Source organism: Streptomyces sp. NPDC050658 (genome assembly GCF_044457025.1).
Classification (GTDB): Bacteria; Actinomycetota; Actinomycetes; order Streptomycetales; family Streptomycetaceae; genus Streptomyces.
In genome coordinates this window covers 375237-401597 of the sequence record NZ_JBITGM010000001.1, presented here as the reverse complement: position 1 = coordinate 401597, position 26361 = coordinate 375237, and the positions used below count along the sequence as shown (strand labels likewise).

23 protein-coding genes are annotated in these 26361 nt (G+C 70.6%); 19 read left to right on the top strand and 4 right to left on the bottom strand.

The features are described from left to right. Nucleotides 1–22 precede the first annotated feature (22 nt). The 13 genes from ACIBKX_RS01895 (at nt 23) to ACIBKX_RS01835 (ending at nt 14148) form a co-directional block, all read left to right on the top strand. Nucleotides 23–1675: a UDP-N-acetylmuramoyl-L-alanyl-D-glutamate--2,6-diaminopimelate ligase gene (locus ACIBKX_RS01895; RefSeq protein ID WP_363272495.1), complete on the top strand. Its 1653-nt coding sequence runs from the start codon at nt 23–25 to the stop codon at nt 1673–1675. Nucleotides 1676–1679: 4 nt separating this feature from the next. Next, nucleotides 1680–3092 (top strand): UDP-N-acetylmuramoyl-tripeptide--D-alanyl-D-alanine ligase, encoded by a 1413-nt coding sequence (gene murF / locus ACIBKX_RS01890; protein ID WP_363272494.1) that lies wholly within the window; start codon nt 1680–1682, stop codon nt 3090–3092. Beyond that, nucleotides 3089–4159 (top strand): phospho-N-acetylmuramoyl-pentapeptide-transferase, encoded by a 1071-nt coding sequence (gene mraY / locus ACIBKX_RS01885; RefSeq protein ID WP_363272493.1) that lies wholly within the window; start codon nt 3089–3091, stop codon nt 4157–4159. Before murF ends, mraY begins: the two co-directional genes overlap by 4 nt. After that, nucleotides 4156–5574, top strand: a complete 1419-nt coding sequence (murD, locus tag ACIBKX_RS01880) for a UDP-N-acetylmuramoyl-L-alanine--D-glutamate ligase (protein WP_363272492.1) — start codon at nt 4156–4158, stop codon at nt 5572–5574. The genes mraY and murD overlap by 4 nt, the downstream gene beginning before the upstream one ends. 81 nt (nt 5575–5655) lie before the next feature. Beyond that, complete coding sequence (ftsW, locus tag ACIBKX_RS01875; protein ID WP_363272491.1) at nt 5656–6987, top strand: putative lipid II flippase FtsW; 1332 nt, start codon at nt 5656–5658, stop codon at nt 6985–6987. A gap of 6 nt (nt 6988–6993) precedes the next feature. Beyond that, a complete protein-coding gene (gene murG / locus ACIBKX_RS01870) occupies nt 6994–8088 on the top strand; it encodes an undecaprenyldiphospho-muramoylpentapeptide beta-N-acetylglucosaminyltransferase (RefSeq protein ID WP_363272490.1) in 1095 nt (364 codons plus the stop codon). A gap of 34 nt (nt 8089–8122) precedes the next feature. Then, nucleotides 8123–8911: an FtsQ-type POTRA domain-containing protein gene (locus ACIBKX_RS01865; RefSeq protein ID WP_363272489.1), complete on the top strand. Its 789-nt coding sequence runs from the start codon at nt 8123–8125 to the stop codon at nt 8909–8911. 275 nt (nt 8912–9186) lie between these two features. Continuing rightward, complete coding sequence (ftsZ, locus tag ACIBKX_RS01860; protein WP_363272488.1) at nt 9187–10407, top strand: cell division protein FtsZ; 1221 nt, start codon at nt 9187–9189, stop codon at nt 10405–10407. Continuing rightward, a complete protein-coding gene (gene pgeF / locus ACIBKX_RS01855) occupies nt 10404–11135 on the top strand; it encodes a peptidoglycan editing factor PgeF (protein WP_363272487.1) in 732 nt (243 codons plus the stop codon). Before ftsZ ends, pgeF begins: the two co-directional genes overlap by 4 nt. Before the next feature lie 5 nt (nt 11136–11140). Further along, nucleotides 11141–11860 carry a YggS family pyridoxal phosphate-dependent enzyme gene (locus tag ACIBKX_RS01850; RefSeq protein WP_363272486.1) on the top strand — a complete coding sequence of 240 codons (720 nt, stop codon included), beginning with the start codon at nt 11141–11143 and terminating at the stop codon, nt 11858–11860. Nucleotides 11861–11986: 126 nt separating this feature from the next. Then, nucleotides 11987–12631, top strand: coding sequence for a cell division protein SepF (locus tag ACIBKX_RS01845; RefSeq protein WP_135333688.1), 645 nt, complete (start codon nt 11987–11989; stop codon nt 12629–12631). 70 nt (nt 12632–12701) lie between these two features. Further along, nucleotides 12702–12992: a YggT family protein gene (locus ACIBKX_RS01840; RefSeq protein WP_363272485.1), complete on the top strand. Its 291-nt coding sequence runs from the start codon at nt 12702–12704 to the stop codon at nt 12990–12992. Nucleotides 12993–13038: 46 nt separating this feature from the next. Continuing rightward, nucleotides 13039–14148, top strand: a complete 1110-nt coding sequence (locus ACIBKX_RS01835) for a DivIVA domain-containing protein (RefSeq protein ID WP_363272484.1) — start codon at nt 13039–13041, stop codon at nt 14146–14148. 209 nt (nt 14149–14357) lie between these two features. Here ACIBKX_RS01835 and ileS read toward each other — a convergent pair whose 3' ends face one another. Continuing rightward, nucleotides 14358–17504 carry an isoleucine--tRNA ligase gene (gene ileS, locus ACIBKX_RS01830; protein WP_363272483.1) on the bottom strand — a complete coding sequence of 1049 codons (3147 nt, stop codon included), beginning with the start codon at nt 17502–17504 and terminating at the stop codon, nt 14358–14360. A 363-nt stretch (nt 17505–17867) separates the two neighbouring features. Continuing rightward, a complete protein-coding gene (locus ACIBKX_RS01825; protein WP_363272482.1) occupies nt 17868–18059 on the bottom strand; it encodes a DUF1059 domain-containing protein in 192 nt (63 codons plus the stop codon). Nucleotides 18060–18387: 328 nt separating this feature from the next. Here ACIBKX_RS01825 and ACIBKX_RS01820 point away from each other — a divergent pair, with 328 nt between their 5' ends. The 5 genes from ACIBKX_RS01820 to ACIBKX_RS01800 all read left to right on the top strand — a co-directional run bounded on the left by ACIBKX_RS01820 (nt 18388) and on the right by ACIBKX_RS01800 (nt 23189). Continuing rightward, nucleotides 18388–19278 (top strand): TraR/DksA C4-type zinc finger protein, encoded by an 891-nt coding sequence (locus tag ACIBKX_RS01820; protein ID WP_363272481.1) that lies wholly within the window; start codon nt 18388–18390, stop codon nt 19276–19278. A gap of 78 nt (nt 19279–19356) precedes the next feature. Continuing rightward, the gene (gene lspA, locus ACIBKX_RS01815) at nt 19357–20019 is read left to right on the top strand and encodes a signal peptidase II (protein WP_363272480.1); all 663 of its coding nucleotides are present in this window, start codon (nt 19357–19359) and stop codon (nt 20017–20019) included. A gap of 44 nt (nt 20020–20063) precedes the next feature. Then, nucleotides 20064–21005: an RluA family pseudouridine synthase gene (locus tag ACIBKX_RS01810; RefSeq protein WP_363272479.1), complete on the top strand. Its 942-nt coding sequence runs from the start codon at nt 20064–20066 to the stop codon at nt 21003–21005. Continuing rightward, the gene (locus ACIBKX_RS01805) at nt 21002–21490 is read left to right on the top strand and encodes a GNAT family N-acetyltransferase (protein ID WP_363272478.1); all 489 of its coding nucleotides are present in this window, start codon (nt 21002–21004) and stop codon (nt 21488–21490) included. Before ACIBKX_RS01810 ends, ACIBKX_RS01805 begins: the two co-directional genes overlap by 4 nt. A gap of 109 nt (nt 21491–21599) precedes the next feature. Further along, entirely contained in the window at nt 21600–23189 is a 1590-nt protein-coding gene (locus ACIBKX_RS01800; protein WP_363272477.1) for a Na+/H+ antiporter, read from the top strand. 14 nt (nt 23190–23203) lie between these two features. Here the strand turns inward: ACIBKX_RS01800 and ACIBKX_RS01795 are convergent, their stop codons facing one another. Continuing rightward, entirely contained in the window at nt 23204–24295 is a 1092-nt protein-coding gene (locus ACIBKX_RS01795) for a mechanosensitive ion channel family protein (protein ID WP_363272476.1), read from the bottom strand. A gap of 30 nt (nt 24296–24325) precedes the next feature. Between ACIBKX_RS01795 and ACIBKX_RS01790 the strand changes: the two genes are divergently transcribed. Next, nucleotides 24326–24895, top strand: coding sequence for a dienelactone hydrolase family protein (locus tag ACIBKX_RS01790; RefSeq protein WP_363272475.1), 570 nt, complete (start codon nt 24326–24328; stop codon nt 24893–24895). A gap of 19 nt (nt 24896–24914) precedes the next feature. On the opposite strand, the gene ACIBKX_RS01785 is transcribed toward ACIBKX_RS01790, so the two are convergent. Beyond that, nucleotides 24915–26330, bottom strand: a complete 1416-nt coding sequence (locus ACIBKX_RS01785; RefSeq protein ID WP_363272474.1) for a serine/threonine-protein kinase — start codon at nt 26328–26330, stop codon at nt 24915–24917. Nucleotides 26331–26361: the final 31 nt, after the last annotated feature.

Genomic DNA, 26361 nt, shown 5'->3' with positions numbered 1-26361 from the left:
TGAGCCCGACCAGGACAAACCCGTGACAACGATCACCCCGCAGCCGGGGAACCAGCCCCCGCCACACCGCCCGCTTCGCCCATCGGGGGGTGCGCCCGGTACGCTCACCGCCGTGCCACACGCTGATCAGTCCCAAACCACCCAGAAGGGCGTTCCCGTGACATATCCGGGACCGCCACGGCCGGTCCAGGTCGCCGCGACGCCGCTCGCCCGGATCGCCGATCAGCTGGGCGTCGCCGCCCCCGGCACGGGGGAGGTCAGCGGCATCACGCACGACTCCCGCGCGGTCCGCCCCGGCGACATCTACGCCGCGCTGCCCGGCGCCCGGCTGCACGGCGCCGACTTCGTCGCCCAGGCCGCCGACCTCGGCGCCGCCGCGATCCTCACCGACCCCACGGGCGCCGAACGCGCGGCCGCCACGGGCCTGCCGGTCCTGGTCGTCGCCGACCCGCGCGGCGCCATGGGCGAGCTCGCGGCCACGGTGTACGGCCATCCGGGGCGCGACCTGCTGCAGATCGGGATCACCGGCACGTCCGGCAAGACCACCACGGCGTATCTCGTCGAGGGCGGCCTCAAGGGCGTGAAGTCGACCGGGCTCATCGGCACGGTCGAGATGCGCATCGGCGACGAGCGCATCAAGTCGGAACGCACGACCCCTGAAGCGACCGACCTCCAGGCGCTGTTCGCGGTGATGCGCGAGCGCGGCGTCGAGGCCGTCGCCATGGAGGTCTCCAGCCACGCCCTCGTGCTCGGCCGGGTGGACGGCTGCGTCTTCGACGTCGCCGTCTTCAACAACCTCAGCCCGGAGCACATGGAGTTCCACTCCGACATGGAGGACTACTTCCGGGCCAAGGCGCAGCTCTTCACCAAGGAGCGCTCCCGGCTCGGCGTGGTCAACCTCGACGACGAGTACGGCCGCCGGCTCGTCGACGAGTCCGAGGTCCCGGTCGTCACCTTCTCCGCGGAGGGCCACCCGGACGCCGACTGGCGCGCCGAGGACGTCGAGGTCACCCCGTTCGACTCCACGTTCGTCGTGGTCGGGCCGCAGGGCGAGCGGATCACCGCGAAGTCCCCGCTGGCCGGACCCTTCAACGTCGCCAACACGCTTGCCGCGATCGTCTCGCTGGCCGTCGCCGGGCTCGACCCGCAGCAGGCCGCCGACGGTGTCGCGGCGGTGCCCGGCGTCCCCGGCCGCCTGGAGCGCGTCGACGAGGGCCAGCCGTATCTCGCCGTCGTCGACTACGCCCACAAGACGGACGCCGTCGAATCGGTCCTGCGCGCGCTGCGCAAGGTCACCGAGAACAAGCTGCACATCGTGCTCGGCTGCGGCGGCGACCGCGACAAGACCAAGCGGATGCCGATGGGCGCGGCCGCGGCCCGGCTCGCCGACACCGCCGTACTGACCTCCGACAACCCGCGCGGCGAGGACCCCCTCGCGATCCTCGCCACCATGCTCGCGGGCGCCGCCGACGTACCGGCCCACGAGCGCGGCGAGGTCGCCGTGTTCGAGGACCGCGCCGCCGCGATCCGCGCGGCCGTCGCCCGTGCACAGCCGGGCGACACCGTGCTCGTCGCGGGCAAGGGCCACGAGCAGGGACAGGACATCGCCGGGGTGGTACGTCCCTTCGACGACCGCCAGGTGCTTCGCGAAGCTATCCAGCAAACCCAGGGATGAATTTGTGATCGCCCTCTCCCTCGCCGAGATCGCAGAAGTCGTCGGCGGGCAGACGCACGACATACCGGATCCGTCCGTCCGGGTCACCGGACCGGTCGTCAGGGACTCCCGTGAGGTGGAGCCCGGCAGCCTCTTCGTCGCCTTCGCCGGCGAGCGCGTCGACGGCCACGACTACGCGGCCGCGGTGGTCGGGGCCGGCGCCGCCGCCGTCCTCGCCTCGCGCCCCGTCGGCGTACCCGCGATCGTCGTCGACGACGTGCAGACGGCGCTCGGCGCCCTCGCGCGGCACGTCGTGGAGCGGCTCGGCGCGACCCTCGTGGCGCTGACCGGCTCCGTCGGCAAGACCAGCTCCAAGGACCTGCTCGCCCAGGTCCTGCGGACCAAGGCACCCACGGTCTGGACGCCGGGCTCGCTCAACAACGAGATCGGACTCCCGCTCACCGCGCTGAGCGCCACCGACGAGACGAAGTTCCTCGTCCTGGAGATGGGCGCGCGCGGAATCGGCCACATCCGGTATCTGACCGGCCTCACCCCGCCGAAGATCGGCCTCGTCCTCAACGTCGGCACCGCCCACATCGGCGAGTTCGGCGGACGCGAGCAGATCGCAGAAGCGAAGGGTGAGCTCGTCGAGAGCCTGCCCGCCGACGGCACCGCCGTCCTCAACGCCGACGACCCGCTGGTGCGCGCCATGGCCTCGCGCACGAAGGCCCGCGTGCTGCTCTTCGGGGAGTCCGCCGACGCCGACGTCCGTGCCGAGAATGTCCGGCTCACCGAGAACGGCCAGCCCGCCTTTACGCTGTACACACCCTCCGGGTGCAGCGACGTGACCTTGCGGCTGTACGGTGAGCACCACGTGTCGAACGCGCTTGCCGCGGCCGCCGTCGCCCATGAGCTGGGCATGTCCGCAGACGAGATCGCCCGCGCGCTCTCCGAGGCGGGCACGCTGTCCCGCTGGCGGATGGAGGTCACCGAGCGCCCGGACGGCGTGACGGTCGTCAACGACGCCTACAACGCGAACCCCGAGTCCATGCGAGCCGCCCTGCGCGCGCTCGCGGCCATGGCCAAGGGACGTCGTACGTGGGCGGTGCTCGGTCATATGGCCGAGCTCGGTGACGAAGGGCTCGCCGAACACGACGCGGTCGGACGGCTCGCTGTCCGGCTGAACGTGAGCAAGCTCGTGGCAGTCGGGGGCAGGGAAGCGTCCTGGCTCCAACTGGGCGCATACAACGAGGGTTCGTGGGGTGAGGAGTCGGTGCACGTGTCCGACGCACAGGCGGCGATCGACCTGCTGCGCAGCGAGCTGCGCCCAGGGGACGTCGTGCTGGTGAAGGCTTCCAGATCGGTCGGTCTCGAGCGCGTCGCCACGGCGCTGCTCGATGACACCGCGTCGTCCGAGGGGCAGGTCGCCGGCCGATGAGGCAGATCCTCTTCGCGGGTGTGATCGGGCTCTTCCTGACCCTGGTCGGAACCCCGCTCCTGATCAAGTTCCTGGCCCGCAAGGGCTATGGGCAGTTCATCCGGGACGACGGCCCGCGCGAGCACCACAGCAAGCGCGGTACGCCGACCATGGGCGGTATCGCCTTCATCCTGGCCACGCTCATCGCGTACTTCCTCACGAAGATCATCACGGGCTCGGAGATGACCCTCTCCGGCGTCCTGGTGCTCTTCCTGATGGCGGGCATGGGCCTGGTCGGCTTCCTCGACGACTACATCAAGATCGTCAAGCAGCGCTCGCTCGGCCTGCGCGCCAAGGCGAAGATGCTCGGCCAGTTGATCGTCGGCATCGGCTTCGCCGTGCTCGCGCTGAACTGGCCGGACAACCGCAACCAGACCCCGGCCTCCACCAAGCTGTCGTTCGTCACGGACTTCGGCTGGTCGATCGGCCCGGTGCTCTTCGTGGTCTGGGCGCTGTTCATGATCCTCGCGATGTCGAACGGCGTGAACCTCACCGACGGCCTCGACGGACTGGCCACCGGCGCCTCCGTGATGGTCTTCGGCGCGTACACCTTCATCGGTGTCTGGCAGTACCAGGAGTCCTGCGCCAACGCGAACACGCTGATCAACCCGCAGGCGTGTTTCGAGGTCAGAGACCCGCTCGACCTGGCGGTCGTGGCCTCCGCGCTGATGGGTGCCTGCTTCGGCTTCCTGTGGTGGAACACCTCGCCCGCCAAGATCTTCATGGGTGACACCGGCTCGCTCGCCCTCGGCGGCGCGCTCGCCGGCCTCGCGATCTGCTCCCGCACCGAGCTGCTGCTCGCGCTGCTCGGCGGCCTCTTCGTCCTCATCACCATGTCGGTCGTCATCCAGGTCGGCTCCTTCCGCATGACCGGGAAGCGCGTCTTCCGGATGGCCCCGCTGCAGCATCACTTCGAACTCAAGGGCTGGTCCGAGGTCCTTGTGGTGGTCCGCTTCTGGATCATCCAGGGCATGTGCGTGATCGTCGGACTCGGCCTCTTCTACGCAGGGTGGGCGGCCAAGAAGTGACCGACTGGCAGGGCAAGAACGTCACCGTCGCCGGGCTCGGCGTCTCCGGAATCCCGGCGGCCCGGGTGCTGCACGGCCTCGGCGCCGTCGTCACGGTCGTCAACGACGGCGACGACGAGCGCTCCCGTGCGCAGGCCGCGGAGTTGGAGTCCGAGGGCATCCGGGTCCGTCTCGGCGACGGCGCGACCCTGCCGCAGGGCACCGAACTCGTCGTCACCACGCCCGGCTGGCAGCCGGACAAGCCGCTGTTCGCGGCGGCCGCGGCGGCGGGCGTGGAGGTGTGGGGCGACGTGGAGCTGGCCTGGCGCCTGCGCGGCCCCGATGCCGCTCCGTGGCTGGCGGTCACCGGTACGAACGGTAAGACCACGACCGTACGGATGCTGGCCTCGATCCTGGAGGCGGCCGGTCTTCGGACCGCCGCCGTCGGCAACATCGGGGTCTCGCTGCTCGACGTGGTCACCGGCGACGAGACGTACGACGTGCTCGCCGTCGAGCTCTCCAGCTACCAGCTGCACTGGGCGCCCTCGCTCCGGGCCCACTCCGCGGCCGTCCTGAACCTGGCGCCCGACCACCTCGACTGGCACGGCTCCATGGAGGCGTACGCCGCCGACAAGGGCCGCATCTACGAGGGCAATCAGGTCGCCTGCGTCTACAACGTGGACTCCACCGACAAGCCTTCGACCGAGGACCTGGTCCGCGAGGCCGACGTCGAAGAGGGCTGCCGCGCCATCGGTTTCACGCTGAACGCGCCCGCGCCCTCGCAACTGGGCGTCGTGGACGGCATCCTGGTCGACCGTGCCTTCGTGCCGGACCGCCAGAAGCAGGCCCAGGAGCTCGCCGAGATCTCCGACGTGCAGCCGCCCGCGCCGCACAACATCGCCAACGCGCTGGCGGCGGCGGCCCTCGCACGCGCCTACGGCGTGCCCGCGACGGCCGTACGCGACGGTCTGCGCGCCTTCCGCCCGGACGCCCACCGCATCGAGCACGTCGCCGATGTCGGTGGTGTCGCGTACGTCGACGACTCCAAGGCCACCAACACCCACGCCGCGGAAGCCTCGTTGGCGGCGTACGAGTCGATCGTCTGGATCGCCGGCGGCCTCGCCAAGGGCGCCACCTTCGACGAGCTGGTCACCAAGTCGGCCAAGCGCCTTCGGGGCGTCGTCCTGATCGGCGCGGACCGCGCGCTGATCCGCGAAGCCCTCGCGCGACACGCGCCCGAGGTCCCTGTCGTCGACCTCGACCGGACCGACACTGGGGCGATGTCCGAGGCGGTACGGCAGGCGGCACGGCTCGCCGAGCCGGGGGACACCGTACTGATGGCTCCGGCCTGCGCGTCGATGGACATGTTCACGAACTACAACAAGCGTGGTGACGCGTTCGCGGACGCGGTCCGCGGACTCGGTACGAGCGCCTGACGCGGACCCCGGTGGTCCGGGGGCGCCCGGCACCCGGAGGAGGGCACGTGGCAGCGTCGTCGTGGCTGGGTGGGGGCGCCGATGGCCGGCAGTAGTGGGCGCGCGCCCGCGCGGGCGGCCAAGCGGCCCGCACCGGCCCGCGCAGCGCGAACAGGGGGATCACCGCGCCCGCCGCGCGACAATCCGCCGCGGCGGCTCTACACCAAGGCACGCCGCGCCTGGGACCGGCCGCTGACCGCGTACTACCTCATCTTCGGCAGCAGCCTGCTGATCACCGTGCTCGGCCTGGTGATGGTCTACTCGGCGTCGATGATCCAGGCGCTGCAGCTGGACCTGCCCGCCTCGTACTTCTTCCGCAAGCAGTTCGTCGCCGCCGTACTCGGCTCGATCCTGCTGCTGCTCGCCATGCGGATGCCCGTCAAGCTGCACCGGGCGCTCGCGTACCCGATCCTCGCGGTGACCGTTTTTTTGATGGTGCTCGTGCAGGTCCCCGGGATAGGGCGCAGCGTCAACGGCAACCAGAACTGGATCTATCTGGGCGGCCCGTTCCAGCTGCAGCCCAGCGAGTTCGGCAAGCTCGCCCTCGTGCTGTGGGGCGCGGACCTGCTCGCCCGGAAACACGACAAGCGGCTGCTCACGCAGTGGAAGCACATGCTGGTGCCGCTCGTCCCCGTCGCCTTCATGCTGCTCGGCCTGATCATGCTGGGCGGCGACATGGGTACGGCGATCATCCTCACCGCGATCCTGTTCGGACTGCTGTGGCTGGCGGGGGCGCCGACGCGGCTCTTCGCCGGCGTGCTCTCGGTCGCGGCGCTCATCGGTGTGATCCTCATCAAGACGAGCCCCAACCGGATGGCCAGGCTCGCCTGTATCGGCGCGACCGATCCGGGCCCCGGTGACCAGTGCTGGCAGGCCGTTCACGGCATTTATGCCCTGGCCTCGGGCGGATTCTTCGGTTCCGGTCTGGGCGCGAGTGTGGAAAAATGGGGTCAACTGCCGGAACCGCACACCGACTTCATCTTCGCCATCACCGGGGAGGAACTCGGCCTGGCGGGGACACTGTCGGTGCTCGCTCTGTTCGCGGCTCTAGGCTATGCGGGTATCCGCGTGGCCGGACGCACGGAGGACCCCTTCGTGAGGTATGCCGCGGGAGGCGTGACCACCTGGATCACGGCCCAGGCCGTGATCAACGTCGGTGCGGTGCTCGGTCTGCTGCCGATCGCCGGTGTCCCGCTCCCGCTGTTCTCCTACGGGGGTTCGGCCCTGCTGCCGACCATGTTCGCCATCGGTCTCCTCATCGCCTTCGCGCGACAGGATCCGGCGGCGAAGGCGGCCCTGGCCATGCGGCAACCTCGGGTGAGATGGAACACGATGAGACGGCGCGTCAAGGCGCGTTCGTCCGGAGAGCGGTGAATTTCGGTGCATGTCGTACTCGCCGGTGGGGGGACCGCCGGCCACATCGAGCCCGCGCTCGCCCTCGCGGACGCCCTGCGGAGGCAGGACCCGACCGTGGGCATCACGGCCCTGGGCACGGAGCGTGGACTCGAGACCCGACTCGTACCCGAGCGCGGTTACGAACTGGCGCTGATCCCCGCCGTCCCGCTGCCGCGCAAGCCCACCCCCGAGCTGATCACCGTCCCGGGACGGCTGCGCGGCACGATCAAGGCGGCCGAGCAGATCCTGGAGCGCACGAAGGCCGACTGCGTCGTCGGCTTCGGTGGCTATGTCGCGCTGCCCGGCTATCTCGCGGCCAAGCGGACCGGGACGCCGATCGTGGTGCACGAGGCCAACGCGCGGCCCGGCCTCGCCAACAAGATCGGTTCGCGGTACGCCCACGGGGTGGCCGTCGCCACCCCCGACAGCAAGCTGCGCAACTCCCGCTACATCGGCATCCCGCTGCGGCACACCATCGCAACCCTCGACCGGGCCCGGGTCCGCCCCGAGGCGCGCGCCGCGTTCGGCCTCGACCCGAACCTGCCGACGCTGCTGGTCTCCGGCGGCTCGCAGGGCGCCCGGCGGCTCAACGAGGTCGTCCAGCAGGTCGCCCCGGTCCTGCAGCGCGCCGGGATCCAGATCCTGCACGCGGTCGGCCCGAAGAACGAATTGCCGTACGTCGAGAACATGCCCGGTATGCCGCCCTACATCCCGGTACCGTACGTGGACCGGATGGACCTCGCGTACGCCGCGGCCGACATGATGCTCTGCCGCGCGGGCGCGATGACCGTCGCCGAACTCTCCGCCGTCGGACTGCCGGCCGCGTACGTCCCGCTGCCCATCGGCAACGGCGAACAGCGGCTGAACGCCCAGCCGGTGGTCAAGGCCGGCGGCGGACTGCTGGTCGACGACGCGGAACTGACGCCCGAGTGGGTGCAGGGCAATGTCCTGCCCGTGCTCGCCGATCCGCACCGTCTTTACGAGATGTCCCGGGCCGCCTCGGAGTTCGGCCGCCGGGACGCCGACGATCTGCTCGTCGGCATGGTGTACGAGGCGATCGCCTCGCGCCACCACGCGTGAGCAGGCACTAGAGGGCACACAGAAGGCAGGGACCGTGGCCGGACCGACCACCGCCGAACGGCAGAAGCTCGACTCCGGCCCGGCCCGCCCGCCGCGCTCCCGCCCGCGCCTGCCGCGGACCCGCACCCTGGTCGTCGCGGCGATCGCCCTCGTGCTGATCGCCGCGGGCTGCGTCTGGGTGCTCTACGGCTCGCAGTGGCTGCGCCTGGAGCGCGTGACGACGTCGGGGACCCGGATCCTGACGCCCGGACAGGTGCGCGAGGCGGCCGCCGCCCCGGTCGGCGCACCGCTGATTTCGGTCGATTCCGACGCCATTGAGGACCGGCTCCGCAAGAAACTCCCCCGTATCGACTCGGTCGACGTCGTCCGTTCCTGGCCGCACGGAATCGGTCTGAAAGTGACCGAACGCAAGCCGGTCCTGCTGATGGAAAAGGGCGGAAAGTTCGTCGAAGTGGACGCCAAGGGAGTGCGTTTCGCCACGGTCGGACAGGCGCCGAAGGGCGTTGCGCTCCTCGAATTGACGCCGGACCGGGAGAACGCGGCGGCGAGTCTGCGCCGTTTCGACGGCCACCGGCTGCGCCGCGAGGCGGTGCGCGTCGCCGGTGCCCTGCCGACCGCGGTGGCCCGTGACACCCGCGTCGTCAAGGTCCGTTCGTACGACTCCATCTCGCTGGAGTTGAGCGGTGGGCGAACAGTCGACTGGGGCAGCAGCGAGAAGGGCCGCGCGAAGGCGGGCACACTCACCGCCCTGATGAAAGCAGCCCCCAAGGCACGGCACTTCGACGTGAGCGTCCCCACCGCCCCTGCGTCATCGGCGAGTTGACGCGCATCTGTGCAGGCCAGCACCCTGGTTCGGCAGCGCTACGGCTGATCACATAGGGTGAAAAGAAAAACGGGAGGTTCGGCGTGTTCGTTGAACGTGCGCCACTTGTCGACTTAGTGTCCTGTTCGGAAGAGTCCAAGGAACAGACACACTGGTAACCCTAAACTTCAGCGTTAGGGTTCGGGTCGGCGTTCGGACCGTCCCATTCGGCATCAGTCGTCGCGGCGCGAGACCGCGAGGCGGCGACACGTAACTCGAGGCGAGAGGCCTTCGACGTGGCAGCACCGCAGAACTACCTCGCAGTCATCAAAGTCATCGGTGTCGGCGGCGGTGGTGTCAATGCCATCAACCGGATGATCGAGGTCGGTCTCAAGGGCGTCGAGTTCATCGCCATCAACACCGACGCGCAAGCCCTGTTGATGAGCGACGCCGACGTCAAGCTCGACGTCGGCCGTGAACTCACCCGTGGACTCGGCGCCGGTGCGAACCCGGCGGTCGGCCGCAAGGCGGCCGAGGATCACCGCGAGGAGATCGAGGAGGTCCTCAAGGGGGCCGACATGGTCTTCGTCACCGCCGGCGAAGGCGGCGGCACCGGCACCGGCGGCGCACCTGTCGTCGCCAACATCGCACGCTCCCTGGGCGCCCTGACGATCGGCGTCGTGACCCGGCCGTTCACCTTCGAGGGCCGTCGTCGCGCCAACCAGGCCGAGGACGGCATCGCGGAGCTGCGCGAAGAGGTCGACACCCTCATCGTCATCCCCAACGACCGGCTCCTGTCCATCTCGGACCGCCAGGTCTCCGTCCTCGACGCCTTCAAGTCGGCGGACCAGGTCCTGCTCTCCGGTGTCCAGGGCATCACCGACCTCATCACCACGCCGGGTCTGATCAACCTCGACTTCGCCGACGTCAAGTCGGTCATGTCCGAGGCCGGTTCGGCCCTCATGGGCATCGGCTCGGCCCGCGGCGACGACCGCGCGGTGGCCGCCGCCGAGATGGCGATCTCCTCGCCGCTCCTGGAGGCGTCCATCGACGGGGCGCGGGGCGTCCTGCTCTCCATCTCCGGCGGCTCGGACCTCGGTCTCTTCGAGATCAACGAGGCGGCCCAGCTGGTCAGCGAGGCGGCCCATCCCGAGGCCAACATCATCTTCGGCGCCGTCATCGACGACGCCCTGGGCGACGAGGTCAGGGTCACCGTCATCGCGGCGGGCTTCGACGGCGGACAGCCGCCCTCCAAGCGGGACAACGTCCTCGGCTCCGCCTCGGCCAAGCGCGAGGAGCAGCCGGCGGCCCCGGCCCGCCCCGCCGAGTCCCGCCCGGCCTACGGCGGCCTCGGCAGCGTCACGCCGCGCGAGGAGCCGACGGCGCCGGAGCCCGTGGAGCCGGCCCCGGTCAACGAGGCCCCGGCCGCGCCCGCGACGGCGCCGAGCGTCCCGACGGCCCGGCCCTACCAGGACAGCCAGGCCGAAGAGCTGGACGTGCCGGACTTCCTGAAGTGATAGGCCTGCACAGCACCGTGAGCGGCGCGCACTTCGCCTTCACCGACAGGTGGGGCGGGGTGAGCGCCGTTCCGTACGAAGAGCTCAACCTCGGCGGCGCGGTCGGCGACGACCCGCAGGCCGTGCGGACCAACCGCGCGCTGGCCGCCAGGTCCCTCGGCATCGACCCGGACCAGGTCGTCTGGATGAACCAGGTGCACGGCAACGACGTCGCGGTGGTGGACGGCCCCTGGGGCCCCGAAGCCGAGATCCCGGCCGTCGACGCCGTGGTGACCGCACGCCGGGGCGTGGCCCTCGCGGTGCTCACCGCCGACTGCACGCCCGTCCTGCTCGCCGACCCGGTCGCCAAGGTCGTGGCCGCGGCGCACGCGGGCCGTCCCGGCATGGTCGCCGGGATCGTCCCGGCCGCCGTCGAGGCGATGGTGAAGCTGGGCGCGGACCCGGCCCGCGTCGTCGCCCGCACCGGGCCCGCCGTCTGCGGGCGTTGCTACGAAGTGCCCGAGGCGATGCGCGCCGATGTCGCCGCGGTCGAGCCCGCGGCGCACGCCGAGACGAGCTGGGGCACGCCGGCGGTCGACGTGACCGCGGGGGTGCACGCCCAGCTGGAGCGGCTCGGGGTGCACGACCGGGAGCAGTCGCCGGTGTGCACCCTGGAATCCGGTGACCACTTCTCGTACCGCCGCGACAAGGCCACCGGCCGTCTCGCGGGCTATGTCTGGCTGGACTGAGGGACATGACGGACCGTAAGGCTCAACTCGCCGCGAATCTGGCGAAGGTCGAGGAGCGCATCGCCGCGGCGTGCGCGGCGGCCGGGCGCAAGCGGGAGGAGGTGACCCTGATCGTGGTCACCAAGACCTACCCGGCGAGCGATGTGCGGATCTTGTCGGAACTCGGTGTGCGTGACGTCGCCGAGAACCGCGACCAGGACGCGGCCCCCAAGGCCGCCGACTGCTCGGATCTGCCCCTTGCCTGGCATTTTGTCGGCCAGTTGCAGACCAACAAGGTCCGTTCCGTGGTCAGTTATGCCGATGTGGTGCAGTCCGTGGACCGTCCCAAGCTCGTCACGGCTCTGTCGACGGCCGCCGTGCGCGCGGAGCGCGAACTGGGCTGCCTGATCCAGGTCGCGCTCGACGCCGAGGAGCACGGGCGGGGCGAGCGCGGGGGTGTGGGGCCGGGCGGGATCGAAGAGTTGGCCGGACTCGTGGCGGAGGCTCCCGGGCTGCGTCTTGACGGTCTGATGACCGTGGCGCCGCTCACCGGACCGTACGCGGGACGGCAACAGGCGGCGTTCGAGCGGCTGATGGAATTCTCAACCCTCATGCGCGCGGCTCATCCGGCTGCGAACATGGTGTCGGCAGGGATGAGTGCGGACCTCGAACAGGCCGTGGCGGCCGGAGCGACACATGTGCGCGTCGGTACGGCGGTACTCGGAGTCCGACCCGGGCTCGGGTAACGTCGCCAAGAAGTCGGACCACAGCAGAAAATATGGTCATTCTCGCTGTTGGGCGGGGATACCTCGTGGATCTCGGGCAGTTGGTGACACGACAGCCGATCCACCACAGAGCGGAGGACTCAGAGCATGGCCGGCGCGATGCGCAAGATGGCGGTCTACCTCGGCCTCGTGGAGGACGATGGGTACGACGGTCCGGGGTTCGACCCCGACGACGAGTTCGAACCCGAGCCGGAGCCCGAGCGGGACCGCCGGCGGCACGAGCCGCCCCACCAGTCGCACCAGTCCCGCCAGGCCCATGTGTCTGATCGGGACGAATCGGTACGAGTGGTGCAGCCCCCCGCTCAGCGGGAGCCGGTCGCCCATTCCGCTTCGGTACCCGCCGAATCCGGACGTCCGGCACGTATTGCCCCCGTGGCATCCATCACACCTGAACGCCAGAGCCTGGAGAAGAACGCACCGGTGATCATGCCCAAGGTCGTGTCCGAGCGGGAGCCCTACCGCATCACCACGCTGCACCCGCGGACGTACAACGAGGCCCGTACCATCGGGGAACACTTCCGCGAGGGCACTCCGGTGATCATGAATCTGACCGAGATGGACGACACGGATGCGAAGCGACTTGTCGACTTTGCCGCCGGTCTGGTGTTCGGTCTGCATGGCAGCATTGAGCGAGTGACGCAGAAGGTGTTCCTGTTGTCGCCTGCTAACGTCGATGTAACGGCGGAGGACAAGGCTCGCATCGCAGAGGGCGGGTTCTTCAACCAGAGCTGAGACGTAACAGATGCAGTAGACGCAGAACCGGCAACGCAGCACGAGTAACAGGGGAGAGGGAACCGCGAACATGGGCGTGGTCTTGCAGGTGCTTTACATCGCGCTGATGTGTTTCCTCATCGTGCTGATCTTCCGGTTGGTCATGGACTACGTCTTCCAGTTCGCCCGCTCATGGCAACCCGGCAAGGCGATGGTGGTCATTTTGGAGGCCACCTACACTGTCACTGATCCACCGCTCAAGCTTCTGCGGCGGTTCATCCCGCCGCTGCGTCTCGGGGGCGTGGCGCTCGACCTGTCCTTCTTCGTACTGATGATCATCGTCTACATCCTGATCACCGTCGTCAGGTCGGTGTCTGTGTGAACGATACGGTCTTGCCGAATGCCGACGACTACGTTGAGGTGAAGAGATGCCGTTGACCCCCGAGGACGTGCGGAACAAGCAGTTCACGACCGTCCGCCTCCGAGAAGGCTATGACGAGGACGAGGTCGATGCCTTCCTCGATGAGGTCGAAGCCGAACTGACCCGCTTGCTCCGCGAGAACGAGGACCTGCGCGCCAAACTGGCCGCGGCCACCCGCGCCGCCGCGCAGAACCAGCAGCAGGGCGGGATGCGCAAGGGCCCCGACGGGCCGCAGGACCAGCGAGGTCCCGGCGCCCCGGTGCCCGCCGCAATATCGGGCCCGCAGCCGGTGCCGCCGCAGCAGCAGCACCCGCAGCACCAGCAGATGGGCGGTCCGCCGCAGCTGCCGGGTGGCGCACCGCAGCTGCCCGCAGGCCCCAGTGGGCACGGCCCGCAGGGTCCCGGTCCGCAGGGCCCCGGCCCCATGGGCCAGGGTCCGATGGGTGGCCCGATGGGCGGTCCCATGGGCGGCGGTCCCATGGGTGGCCCGCAGATGCCGCAGCCCGGTCAGGGCCCCGGCGGCGACAGCGCCGCTCGTGTGCTCTCCCTTGCCCAGCAGACCGCCGACCAGGCGATCGCGGAGGCCCGTTCCGAGGCCAACAAGATCGTCGGCGAGGCCCGTTCGCGTGCCGAGGGTCTCGAGCGTGACGCCCGTGCCAAGGCCGACGCCCTGGAGCGGGACGCGCAGGAGAAGCACCGTGTCGCGATGGGCTCCCTGGAGTCCGCCCGCGCCACGCTGGAGCGCAAGGTCGAGGACCTGCGCGGCTTCGAGCGCGAGTACCGCACGCGGCTGAAGTCCTACCTGGAGTCGCAGCTCCGTCAGCTGGAGACCCAGGCCGACGACTCGCTGGCTCCGCCGCGGACCCCGGCGACGGCCTCCCTTCCGCCGTCCCCGGCGCCCTCCATGGCTCCGGCCGGCGCGGGTGCCCCGTCCTACGGCGGCAACCAGTCGATGGGCGGCAACCAGCCCGCGGGCGGCCCGTCCTACGGTGGCCAGCAGCAGATGTCCCCGGCGATGACCCAGCCGATGGCGCCGGTGCGGCCGCAGGGCCCGCAGCCGATGCAGCAGGCTCCGTCGCCGATGCGCGGCTTCCTCATCGACGAGGACGACAACTGACGGGCGTATCCACGCCTTAGGCGTCGGCAGCGTTCAGGGCCGGGCCCCCAGATCTTCTGGGGGCCCGGCCCTTTTGCGTGCGCCCGCACAGCGGTGCAGAAACGTTCATCTGTACGTGGGACGCAACGCCGAAGGCCCGGCCCCGCCAAGATCTTTGGCGGGGCCGGGCCTTCGTACTGCCTTGCGAGCCGACGTAGGGCCCGGTGGGCTCAGGCCTTGCGGAGGCGGAACGTCAGGGACAGCGACTCGTCCATGAACGTCTGGCCGAATGTGTCGTCCGCCTCACCCTGACCGAAGTCCGTGGCGAGCACCTCGTCCGCGATGAGGTCGGCGTGGTCGGACAGGGCCGTGATCACCGCGGGGTCCGTGGACGTCCAGCGCAGGGCGATCCGGTCCGCGACGTCCAGGCCGCTGTTCTTGCGGGCCTCCTGGATCAGCCGGATCGCGTCACGGGCCAGACCGGCCCGGCGCAGCTCCTCCGTGATCTCCAGGTCGAGGGCGACCGTGGCTCCGGAGTCGGACGCCACCGACCAGCCCTCGCGCGGGGTCTCCGTGATGATGACCTCGTCCGGGGCCAGCGTCACCGTCTCGCCGTCGACCTCGACCGAGGCCGTGCCCTCGCGCAGGGCCAGTGACAGCGCCGCCGCGTCGGCGTCGGCGACGGCCTTGGCGACCGCCTGGACACCCTTGCCGAAGCGCTTGCCCAGGGCGCGGAAGTTCGCCTTGGCGGTCGTGTCGACGAGCGAGCCGCCCACCTCGGAGAGGGACGCCAGCGAGGAGACGTTCAGCTCCTCGGTGATCTGGGAGTGCAGCTCCGGGTTGAGCGAGTCGAAGCCGGACGCCGCGACCAGCGCGCGGGACAGCGGCTGGCGGGTCTTGACGCCGGACTCCGCGCGCGTGGCACGGCCCAGCTCCACTAGGCGCCGCACGAGCACCATCTGCTGCGAGAGCTCCGGGTCGATCGCGGACAGGTCGGCCTGAGGCCACGAGGTCAGGTGGACCGACTCCGGGGCGTCCGGGGTGACCGGCACCACCAGGTCCTGCCAGACGCGCTCCGTGATGAACGGCGTCAGCGGGGCCATCAGGCGCGTGACGGTCTCCAGGACCTCGTGCAGGGTGCGCAGGGCCGCCTTGTCGCCCTGCCAGAAGCGGCGGCGGGAACGGCGTACGTACCAGTTGGAGAGGTTGTCCACGAACGTCGACAGGAGCTTGCCGGCGCGCTGGGTGTCGTAGCTCTCCAGGGCCTGGGTGACCTGGTCGGTGAGCGCGTGCAGCTCGCTGAGCAGCCAGCGGTCCAGGAGCGGGCGGTCGGCGGGCACCGGGTCGGCGTCGCTGGGGGCCCACTTCGACGTACGGGCGTACAGCGCCTGGAAGGCGACCGTGTTCCAGTACGTCAGGAGCGTCTTGCGGACGACCTCCTGGATCGTGCCGTGGCCCACCCGGCGGGCCGCCCACGGGGAGCCGCCGGCCGCCATGAACCAGCGCACCGCGTCGGCGCCGTGCTGGTCCATCAGCGGGATCGGCTGGAGGATGTTGCCCAGGTGCTTGGACATCTTGCGGCCGTCCTCGGCGAGGATGTGGCCGAGGCAGACCACGTTCTCGTACGACGACTTGTCGAAGACCAGGGTGCCGACGGCCATCAGCGTGTAGAACCAGCCGCGGGTCTGGTCGATGGCCTCCGAGATGAACTGCGCCGGGTAGCGGCTCTCGAAGAGCTCCTTGTTCTTGTACGGGTAGCCCCACTGCGCGAACGGCATCGAACCCGAGTCGTACCAGGCGTCGATGACCTCGGGGACGCGCGTCGCGGTCTGCCCGCAGCCGTCCTTCGGGCAGGCGAAGGTGACCTCGTCGATGAACGGCCGGTGCGGGTCGAGGCCCGACTGGTCGGTGCCCGTCAGGTCGGAGAGCTCGGCGCGCGAGCCGACACAGGTCAAGTGGCCTTCCTCGCAGCGCCAGATGGGCAGCGGGGTGCCCCAGTAGCGGTTGCGGGACAGCGCCCAGTCGACGTTGTTGTTCAGCCAGTCGCCGAAGCGGCCGTGCTTGACCGAGTCCGGGAACCAGTTGGTCTTCTCGTTCTCCTGGAGGAGGCGGTCCTTGATGGCCGTGGTGCGGATGTACCAGGACGGCTGCGCGTAGTAGAGGAGCGCCGTGTGGCAGCGCCAGCAGTGCGGGTAGCTGTGCTCGTACGGGATGTGCCGGAAGAGCAGACCGCGGTCCTGGAGGTCCTCGGTGAGCTTTTCGTCGGCCTTCTTGAAGAAGACGCCGCCCACGAGCGGGACGTCCTCCTCGAAGGTGCCGTCGGGACGGACCGGGTTCACGACCGGGAGGCCGTACGACCGGCAGACCTTGAGGTCGTCCTCACCGAAGGCGGGGGACTGGTGGACCAGACCGGTGCCGTCCTCGGTGGTCACGTAGTCGGCGTTGACCACGAAGTGGGCGGGCGCCGGGAACTCGACAAGATCGAAGGGGCGCTGGTACGTCCAGCGCTCCATCTCGGCGCCGGTGAAGGTCTGGCCGGTGGTCTCCCAGCCCTCGCCGAGAGCCTTCTCGACGAGCGGCTCGGCGACGACGAGCTTCTCTTCCCCGTTGGTCGCGACTACGTAGGTGACGTCCGGGTGCGCGGCGACGGCCGTGTTGGAGACGAGGGTCCACGGAGTGGTCGTCCACACCAGGAGGGCCGCCTCGCCCGCCAGCGGACCGCCGGTGAGCGGGAAGCGGACGAAGACCGAGGGGTCGACGACCGTCTCGTAGCCCTGCGCCAGCTCGTGGTCCGAGAGGCCGGTGCCGCAGCGGGGGCACCAGGGGGCGACGCGGTGGTCCTGGACCAGGAGGTCCTTGTTGAAGATCTCCTTCAGGGACCACCAGACCGAGTCGACGTACTCCGGGTTCATCGTCCGGTAGGCGTCGTCGAGGTCGACCCAGTAGCCCATGCGGGTCGTGAGGTCGGCGAAGGCGTCGGTATGGCGGGTCACGGACTCACGGCACTTGGCGTTGAACTCGGCGATGCCGTACGCCTCGATGTCCTTCTTGCCGCTGAAGCCGAGCTCCTTCTCGACCGCGAGCTCGACCGGCAGGCCGTGGCAGTCCCAGCCGGCCTTGCGGGCGACGTGGTAGCCCCGCATGGTGCGGAAGCGGGGGAAGACGTCCTTGAAGACGCGGGCCTCGATGTGGTGGGCGCCCGGCATGCCGTTGGCGGTGGGCGGGCCCTCGTAGAACACCCACTCGGGGCGTCCCTCGGACTGCTCGAGGCTCTTGGCGAAGATCTTCTGCTCGCTCCAGAAGTCGAGCACGGCGTGCTCAAGGGCGGGCAGGTCGACCTGGGCGGGCACCTGGCGGTACTGCGGCTGCGGGTTCAACGCGCTTCCTCCGGCGGACGATTTCCGTTCCGTCGGAGGGACGAGAGCCGCTTGTCGCGCTCCCGCGGTACCACCCTCCTTGGCCCTCCGGATAGGTCGTACGTGCCGGAAAGCCCCCTCATTGGGGTCGCGATGCCGGGTCTACTCGCCTGTGCCAGGGGCTTCGGCTTTCTTCCGGCGGCTCCGGGGTGATGTTCACGTCGCGCCTGCCCCCGGGCTCACACCGTCCCCGGGTCGCTCATGGCCGCGTACGCCGCTACTCGTCCCCATCCACGCTTCTCGCTGTGCCCAGTGTACGGGGCCGTGGCGCACCCGGCCGACCGGTTTTGCCGCCGGGCGGCGGGAAGGCGGCGAGCGGGCCGCTCAGGCGTGCTGGGGGACCTCGTCCTTGAGGGAGTCGCGGACCATCTTGCGCAGCTCGGGGCTGTCCGTGTGGCCGTGGACGGAAACGGCGTGCTCGCTGGCGGCACGGACCACTTCTTCCTCTTCGCCGGAGATGGCGAGGGTGCAGTTGGTCTCGCTCGGGAATTCGCGGCAGTCGGCTGTCTTGCGCATGACGCACCTTCTTCGTTCACTGCCCGTTTTAGCGTCCATTTTAGGCCGGTACGGCCGTCTGGGGAGGGGCTCGTCGCGGTGTGCGGCCGGTGCGGGCGGGGCCGCGGTGACTGACCCGAATGGCGATATGCGGAGTGTCCGGATCCTGACCGGGGGCGCCCGGCGGATTACCGGGCGGGGAGCTGGGCACAACGCTTGCATGCCTGCCGCGCGGCGCCCGCGGGGCGGGCGAATCTGGCGGCGTGCCCCGTTGCCGCGGGCCTTGAGTCGATTTATCGTCCCAGCACGATTCGCGAGCAAGATCACAATATGTGAAGGGGCCGCGGCCATGGTGGCGAAGAAGACCGCCGTACAGCATTCGGCGCCGGGCAGATCCACGGGCGCGGCCACGCAGGGAGCGAACGGGGTGCAACCGGTGAAGGGGGCCACGACGGCGGCCAGGAAGACGGCCGCGAAGAAGGCCGCCGCCAAGAAGACGGCCGCCGAGGAGGAGGGCGCGCAGGCGGCCCCCAAGAAGACCGCGGCGAAGAAGACCGCGGCCAAGAAGGCGGTCGCCAAGAAGACCGCGGCCAAGGAGGCGGTCTCCGAGAAGGCGTCGGCGGCTGCTCCGGCGGCGGCCCCACCGGTGAAGAAGACGGCTGCCAAGAAGAGCGCCGCCAAGAAGGGCACGGCCAAGAAGAAGGCCGCGACCGCGGCCGAGGGTGCGGCTCAGGCCGCGGAGACGACGGGAGCCACGACAGTGGTCGCGAAGAAGACTCCGGGCACGGCGACGGCAGCGAAGAAGCCGACCGCGGTGCCCAAGGCGCGTGTCGCCGCCGAGCCGGGCGAGCTCGCGGTCCGGCCCGGCGAGGACCCCTGGACCCCGGCAGAGGTCGAGGAGGCGCGCGCCGAGCTGCAGAGCGAGGCCCTGCGGCTCAGCAGCGAGATCTCGTCGTCCGAGGACGCCCTGGTGGGCCTGATGCGTGACTCCGGGGACGGCGCCGGCGACGACGACGCGGACACCGGGACCAAGAACATCACGCGGGAACACGAGATGGCCCTGGCCGCCAACGCGCGCGAGATGCTCCTCCAGACGGAGCGCGCCCTGGAGCGGCTCGACGCGGGGACGTACGGAATCTGCGAGAACTGCGGCAATCCCATCGGCAAGGCGCGGATGCAGGCGTTCCCCCGCGCGACCCTGTGCGTGGAGTGCAAGCAGAAACAGGAACGGCGCTCCTGACCACGGCCTGGCCACCTGGGGGCGTACGTATGTGCCGTACCCTCGTCCCCAGTCAGGTACCTAGGTTGAGGGACTCACGTGGCAGAGGCGGAGCGCATCATCGGTACGCCGGATATTCCTGAGGGCGACGAGGCTGCTCGGGACGAGAAGGCTCCCCAGGACGAGCGGGCCGATCGGGACGAGCACGTCGCTCCGGACGAGAAGGCCGCCCGGAACGAGCAGTCCGCGCAGGACGAGGAGCAGCCCGCCTCCAAGGGCAAGCGCAAGATCCTCGTGCTGTTCGCGGTGGCCGTGCTCGCGTACGCCCTCGACCTCGTCAGCAAGATGATCGTCGTCGCGAAACTGGAGCACCACGAGCCGATCGAGATCATCGGCGACTGGCTCCAGTTCAACGCCATCCGGAACGCGGGCGCCGCCTTCGGGATCGGCGAGGCCTTCACGGTGATCTTCACCTGTATCGCGGCGGCGGTCATCGTCGTGATCGCCCGCCTGGCCCGCAAGCTCTACAGCCTGCCGTGGGCGATCGCGCTCGGCCTGCTGCTCGGCGGTGCGCTCGGCAACCTGACCGACCGGATCTTCCGCGCCCCCGGCGTCTTCGAGGGGGCGGTGGTCGACTTCATCGCGCCGAAGGGCTTCGCGGTGTTCAACCTCGCGGACTCGGCGATCGTGTGCGGCGGCTTCCTGATCGTGATCCTCTCCTTCCGCGGCCTGGACCCGGACGGGACCGTCCACAAGGACTGAGGCTGTGGTGCGGGAGTGTCGGTGGGCTCCTGCATACTCAATGGGTGAGCACGATTCCCGAGATCCGCACCCTGCCCGTACCGGACGGCCTGGAGGGCGAGCGCGTCGACGCCGCCATCTCACGCATGTTCGGGTTCTCCCGTACCAAGGCCGCGGAGCTGGCGGCGGCAGGCAAGGTGCTGGTCGACGGCAGCGTGGTCGGCAAGTCCGAGCGCGTGCACGGCGGTGCCTGGCTCGAGGTCGAGATGCCGCAGGCGCCCGCCCCGGTGCAGATCGTCGCGGAGCCCGTCGAGGGCATGGAGATCATCCATGACGACGACGACATCGTGGTGATCGTCAAGCCCGTCGGCGTGGCCGCGCACCCGAGCCCCGGCTGGACCGGGACGACCGTGATCGGCGGCCTCGCGGCGGCCGGGTACCGGATCTCCACCTCCGGCGCCGCCGAGCGCCAGGGCATCGTGCACCGCCTGGACGTCGGCACGTCCGGCCTGATGGTGGTCGCCAAGTCGGAGCGGGCGTACACGAGCCTGAAGCGCCAGTTCAAGGAGCGCACGGTCGACAAGCGCTACAACGCGCTGGTGCAGGGCCACCCCGACCCGATGAGCGGCACCATCGACGCCCCCATCGGCCGCCACCCGAACCACGACTACAAGTGGGCGGTCACCGCCGAGGGCAAGCCCTCCGTGACGCACTACGACCTCATCGAGGCCTTCCGCGCGGCCTCGCTGCTCGACATCAAGCTGGAGACGGGCCGCACGCACCAGATCCGCGTCCACATGTCGGCCCACCGGCACCCGTGCGTGGGCGACCTGACGTACGGCGCGGACCCCACGCTCGCCAAGCGCCTCGGCCTCACGCGCCAGTGGCTGCACGCGGTGCGCCTCGGCTTCGAGCACCCGGGGAACGGGCAGTGGGCGGAGTTCGAGAGCCAGTACCCGGACGACCTCCAGCAGGCGCTCGACCGCGTGCGCGCGGAGAGCTCGTGAGCACGGCGGGCGCCGTGGTCTGCCGGGTGGCCGTCGAACCGGGCGACCTGGAGGCCTGTTTCGCAGTCCGCAAGGAAGTCTTCGTCGTCGAGCAGCGGGTCCCGGAGAACCTCGAGTACGACGAGTACGACGCAGCGGCGGTGCACGTCCTCGCGGTCGGCGACGACGGGCTGCCGCTGGGCACGGGCCGGCTCCTGACCGGCGACGCGGCCGCCGCGAAGAACGGCGGGGACGCCGGGGTGGGCGCGCTTGGCCGGCTCGCCGTGACCAGGGCCGCGCGTGGTCTCGGTGTCGGTGCGGCCCTGGTGGGGGCGATCGAGGACGCGGCACGCGCCCGTGGCCTCGCGGCCGTCGACCTGCACGCGCAGACGCATGCGCTGGGGTTCTACGAACGACTCGGGTACGAGGTCTACGGCCCGGAGTTCCCCGACGCGGGGATTCCGCATCGGGCGATGCGCAAGGCGCTGGGGAACGCGCCGGCGTAGCGAGCCGGGGCGGCTTTTGCGGCGCATTGGTCCGGTTCGGGCGGGTTGCGTGGCAGGGTTGAGGTCTTGATCGCCCGATCGGCGACCCGGACCCGTCGGAGGACACCTCGTGGACCAACTGGCGCTGCTGCTCGTCCTGTTGCTCGGTGCCGTGGTGACGGTTCCGCTCGGGGAACGGCTCGGGCTGCCCGCGCCCGTCCTGATGACCATCGCCGGCATCGTGCTCGCCTTCGTCAGCTGGGTCCCGAACGTCGAGATCCCACCGGACTACATCCTGCCGCTGGTCCTGCCGCCGCTCCTGTACGCGTCCGTCCAGCGCACCTCCTGGCGGCAGTTCACGGCCAACAGACGCCCCATCTTCCTGCTCGCCGTGGCGCTCGTCTTCGTGACGACGGCGGCGGTGGCGGCGATGGCGAACGCGATCGTGCCCGGACTGCCGATCGCCGCCGCCGTGGCGCTCGGGGCGCTCGTCGCGCCGCCCGACCCGGTCGCCGCGACCGCCGTCGCCGGTTCGCTGGGGCTGCCCAGGCGGCTCGTGTCGATCCTGGAGGGCGAGGGCCTCTTCAACGACGTCACGGCGATCGTGCTGTACCACGTGGCGATCGCGGCGGCCGTCAGCGGAACGTTCTCCTGGCCCTCCGCGGTGGGGCAGTTGGTGCTCTCGGCGGTGGTCGCCGTCGCGGTGGGGCTCGCGCTCGGCTGGCTCACCAACAAGCTGATGGGCCTCCTCGGCGAGGCCACCCTGCAGACCGGCCTCACGCTGCTCGTGCCCTTCGTCAGCTATGTCCTCGCCGAGGAGCTGCTGGGCTCAGGAGTGCTCGCCGTGCTGACCACCGCGCTGTACCTCGCGGAGAACGCGGCCGACGCCGACGACGTACAAGGACGGATCACCGGGCAGACGTTCTGGCAGATCGTCGACACCCTGGTCACCGGTGTCGCCTTCGGGCTCATCGGGCTCGAACTGCACAACGTCTTCGGTACGGCGGACGGCCGCGAGCTGCGGATGCTCGGCTGGGGCGCCGCGGTCGTCGCGGTGGTCGTCGGCGTACGACTGCTGTGGCTGCTGCCCGCGACGTGGCTCGCCAAGAAACTGCACAAACGCCGGGACTACGACGAGGACATCCCGACGACCTGGCGCGAGACCGTCGTCATGTGGTGGTCCGGGATGCGCGGTGTGGCCTCCGTCGCGCTGGCGCTCGCCATCCCGCTGAAGACGGACGCCGGGGACCCCTTCCCGGCCCGCGACGAGATCATCTTCATCGCGTTCTGCGTCATCATGGCGACCCTCGTGCTCCAGGGGCTCACCCTGCCCTGGCTCGTCAAGAAGCTCGGCGTACGGGCGGACACCGACGCCGAGCGGGCCGTCGAGCGGGAGCTCGCCTTCCGCGCGGCCAAGGCGGCCAAGCGCCGGCTCAAGGAGATCGAGGAGGTCGAGGAGCTGCCGGAGGACGTACAGGAGCGGCTGCAGCGCGGGGCGTTCGACATCGGCGCCAGGATCAGCCCCGACATCGTCGACGAGGAGCGGCGCGAGCGGTACGCCAAGCGCGTCGACCGGCTCAAGGCCGTGCAGCGCATCCAGCGCGAGATGATGTCGGCCGCCCGGCACGAGGTCCTCGCGGCGCGCAGCGAGCCCGGCGCCGACCCCGAGATCGTCGACCGCGTCCTGCACCACCTCGACGTACGCAGCCTGCGGCCCTGAACCGCAGCGGCCCGTCAGCCCCGGCCCGTGCGCGGCACGACCGGCGGGGCCGTGCGCGGACGCTCGCCGTTCGGCGGCAGTTCCGCCCAGGCCGTGTTGACCCGCGGCAGCGCGTAGGGATGGTGCTCGGCCAGCCAGCTGATCAGCTGCTCGCGGACCGTGACCCGCACCGTCCAGATGTCGTCCGCGTCCTTGGCGGTGACCAGGGCCCGCACCTGGATCGTGTTCGGCGTCGTGTCCGTGACCGCGAGGCCCCAGTCCCTGCCGTCCCAGGCGCCGCACTCCCGCAGGACGTCCCGCAGCTTCTCGCGCATCAGCGGAACGGGCGCGGAGTGATCGAGCTGGAAGAAGACCGTGCCGGTCATCTGGGCGCCGCCGCGCGACCAGTTCTCGAAGGGCTTCGACACGAAGTACGACACCGGCATCGTGATCCGGCGCTCGTCCCAGGTCCGCACGGTCAGGAAGGTCAGCGTGATCTCGTCGACCGTGCCCCACTCGCCGTCCACCACCACGGTGTCCCCGAGCCGCACCATGTCGCCGAAGGCGATCTGCAGCCCCGCGAAGAGATTGCCGAGCGTGGACTGCGCGGCGACGCCCGCGACGATGCCGAGCACGCCCGCCGAAGCGAGCAGCGACGTCCCGGCCGCCTGCATCGCGGGGAACGTGAGCAGCATCGCCCCGATGGCCACGACACAGACGATCGCGGTGACCACCCGCTGGATGAGCGTGACCTGCGTCCGCACCCGGCGCACCCGGGCCGGGTCGCGGTGGGCGGCGGCGTAACGCGCGTACGACGACTCGACGACGGCCGCCGCGATGCGCACGAGGAGCCAGGCCATGGACCCGATGAGCACCAGGGTGAGCCCCCTGCCGATGCCCGCCGAATGGTCCTCGGCGATCTGCGCCTGGTCGTACGAGCCGCGCAGCAGTGCGACGCACAGGACGAGTTGGAGCGGCAGCCGGCAGCGCCGCAGCAGGCCCCAGACCGGAGCGTCGGGGTGCTTGGCGTCGGCCCGTCGCAGCAGCACATCGGCCAGCCAGCCGACGGCCAGCGTGAGCACGACCGAGCCGCCGACCACGATCAACGGACGCAGTACGTTCTCCATGCCTCAGAGGGTAGGTGGCACCATGGCCTCATGAACATCATGCTTTTCCATTCGACGTACGGGCTGCGGCCCGCGGTGCACGCGGCGGCCGACCGGCTGCGCGCCGCGGGGCACGAGGTGTGGACCCCCGATCTCTTCGACGGGCGCACCTTCGACACCGTCGAGGAAGGCATGGCCCACCAGGACGAGCTCGGCAAGGACGAGCTCCTGAAGCGGGCCGTTCTCGCGGCGGCGCCCTACTCCGAGCGGGGTCTCGTCTATGCCGGGTTCTCGTTCGGCGCCGCCACCGCGCAGACGCTCGCGCTGGGCGACGAGAAGGCCCGCGGGCTGCTGCTCCTGCACGGCACGTCGGACATTGCGGAGAACGCCACAGTGGACGAGCTGCCGGTGCAGCTGCATGTCGCCGAGCCCGATCCGTTCGAGACGGACGACTGGCTGAGCGCCTGGTACCTGCAGATGGGGCGGGCCGGGGCCGACGTGGAGATCTACCGCTACGCGGGCGCCGGGCACATCTACACCGACCCCGACCTGGACGACTACGACGCCGAGGCGGCGGAGTCGACCTGGCGGACGGCGCTGGGCTTCCTGGAGACGCTCTGAGTTCTCGCGGGAACGCGGTTCACGCGCGCGTGCAGCGGCCCGCCGGGCTGTTCGCGGGCGGCCGGCACTGCAGGCCGTAGTCGTCGCCGCGTGAGCTGATGAACCGTCCTACGCACTGGTCGCCCGCGGTCATGCCGCGTTCCGCGCAGAACCGCAGGGCGGCCCGGCCGTCGGTGAACGGACCGGGGGCGTAGATCACCCAGAAGCCCGGGCGCAGCGAGGCGTAGTCGTCGCTGTGCAGATACACCGCCTCCGGTACGTCCTTGCGCACGGCCGCCAGTCTGCGGTCGCGGGTGGCCGTGCCGGAGCTGTCCGGTTCGGAGAAGAGCTGCGCGATCCAACTGCCGGAGGCGGGCGGGGCGGTGGACGCCGGGGGAGTGCTCGGCGCGGTCGGCGCGGTGTCCTTGCCGCCGTCCCCGGCCTCGTCGCCCGTCTTCCCCGAACCGCTCCGCAGTGTGAGCACGAGCGCGGCACCTGCCACCAGGGCGAGCGCCACCGCGACGGCCCCGAACATCACGGGCCTGCGTCTGGAGCGCCGGGCGGGCGGCGGCGGTACCGCGACCGCCGCGGGCCGCGGCGAGACCTCCGTCGGCTGCCACGCGCTGCCCTCCGCGACCGCGGCGAGCATCGCGTCGAGCCGTTCCGCGTCCGGCCGCAGTGCCGGGTCCCGCGCCAGCAGGGTGCCCAGGACCGGGGCGAGCGGACCGGAGCGCACCGGTGGCGGCACCGGGTCGTCGAGGACGGCGGCGAGCGTGGCCAGCGCCGTGCCGCGACGCATCGGACTGACGCCCTCCACCGCCACGTACAGGAGCAGGCCGAGCGACCAGAGGTCGGCGGCCGGGCCCTCTTCGGTGCCGCGGACGCGCTCGGGCGCGATGTACTCCGGAGAGCCGATCAGGTCGCCCGTGACCGTGAGCCGCGTGGCGCCCCGCAGTGAGGCGATGCCGAAGTCGGTGAGCACTGCGGAGGGGGCGCCTTGGGTGCCCCGCAGCAGTACGTTGGCCGGCTTGATGTCGCGGTGCAGGATGCCCGCATCGTGGGCCGTCCGCAGCGCCGAGAGCAGCTCGCGGCCGATCCGGGCCGCCTCGCGGGGCGGAAGCGGGCCCTCCTCCAGGAGGTCCTGGAGGGTGCGCCCCGGCAGGAGCTCCATCACCAGCCAGGGGTGCGGATCCCCGGCCGTGTCGATGATCTGGTGGATCGTCACCACATGCGGATGGTTAAGCCGGGCGAGCGCGCGGGCCTCGCGCAGCACCCGCTCCCGCAGCACCCGCGACTGCTCGACGGTCAGATCGGCCCCCGTGGGCCGCACCTCCTTGACGGCCACCTCGCGGTGGAGCACGGTGTCGCGCGCCCGCCACACCGTGCCCATGCCTCCGCTGCCGAGCCGCTCCACCAGCTCGAACCGCCCGTCGATCACGTCCCCCTGGCCACTCATGACGCAAGAGTAAAGGGCGCCGGGGACAGCG

What these genes read in the sequence shown, in the direction of transcription:
- mraY (WP_363272493.1), top strand. Translation starts at nt 3,089, where the DNA reads ATGAGGCAGATCCTCTTCGCGGGTGTGATCGGGCTCTTCCTGACCCTG.
- ACIBKX_RS01820 (WP_363272481.1), top strand. Translation starts at nt 18,388, where the DNA reads ATGGTGGCGAAGAAGACCGCCGTACAGCATTCGGCGCCGGGCAGATCC.
- ACIBKX_RS01845 (WP_135333688.1), top strand. Translation starts at nt 11,987, where the DNA reads ATGGCCGGCGCGATGCGCAAGATGGCGGTCTACCTCGGCCTCGTGGAG.
- ACIBKX_RS01795 (WP_363272476.1), bottom strand. Translation starts at nt 24,295, where the DNA reads ATGGAGAACGTACTGCGTCCGTTGATCGTGGTCGGCGGCTCGGTCGTG.
- ACIBKX_RS01850 (WP_363272486.1), top strand. Translation starts at nt 11,141, where the DNA reads ATGACGGACCGTAAGGCTCAACTCGCCGCGAATCTGGCGAAGGTCGAG.
- ACIBKX_RS01825 (WP_363272482.1), bottom strand. Translation starts at nt 18,059, where the DNA reads ATGCGCAAGACAGCCGACTGCCGCGAATTCCCGAGCGAGACCAACTGC.
- ACIBKX_RS01785 (WP_363272474.1), bottom strand. Translation starts at nt 26,330, where the DNA reads ATGAGTGGCCAGGGGGACGTGATCGACGGGCGGTTCGAGCTGGTGGAG.
- ftsW (WP_363272491.1), top strand. Translation starts at nt 5,656, where the DNA reads ATGGCCGGCAGTAGTGGGCGCGCGCCCGCGCGGGCGGCCAAGCGGCCC.
- ACIBKX_RS01790 (WP_363272475.1), top strand. Translation starts at nt 24,326, where the DNA reads ATGAACATCATGCTTTTCCATTCGACGTACGGGCTGCGGCCCGCGGTG.
- ACIBKX_RS01835 (WP_363272484.1), top strand. Translation starts at nt 13,039, where the DNA reads ATGCCGTTGACCCCCGAGGACGTGCGGAACAAGCAGTTCACGACCGTC.
- ACIBKX_RS01840 (WP_363272485.1), top strand. Translation starts at nt 12,702, where the DNA reads ATGGGCGTGGTCTTGCAGGTGCTTTACATCGCGCTGATGTGTTTCCTC.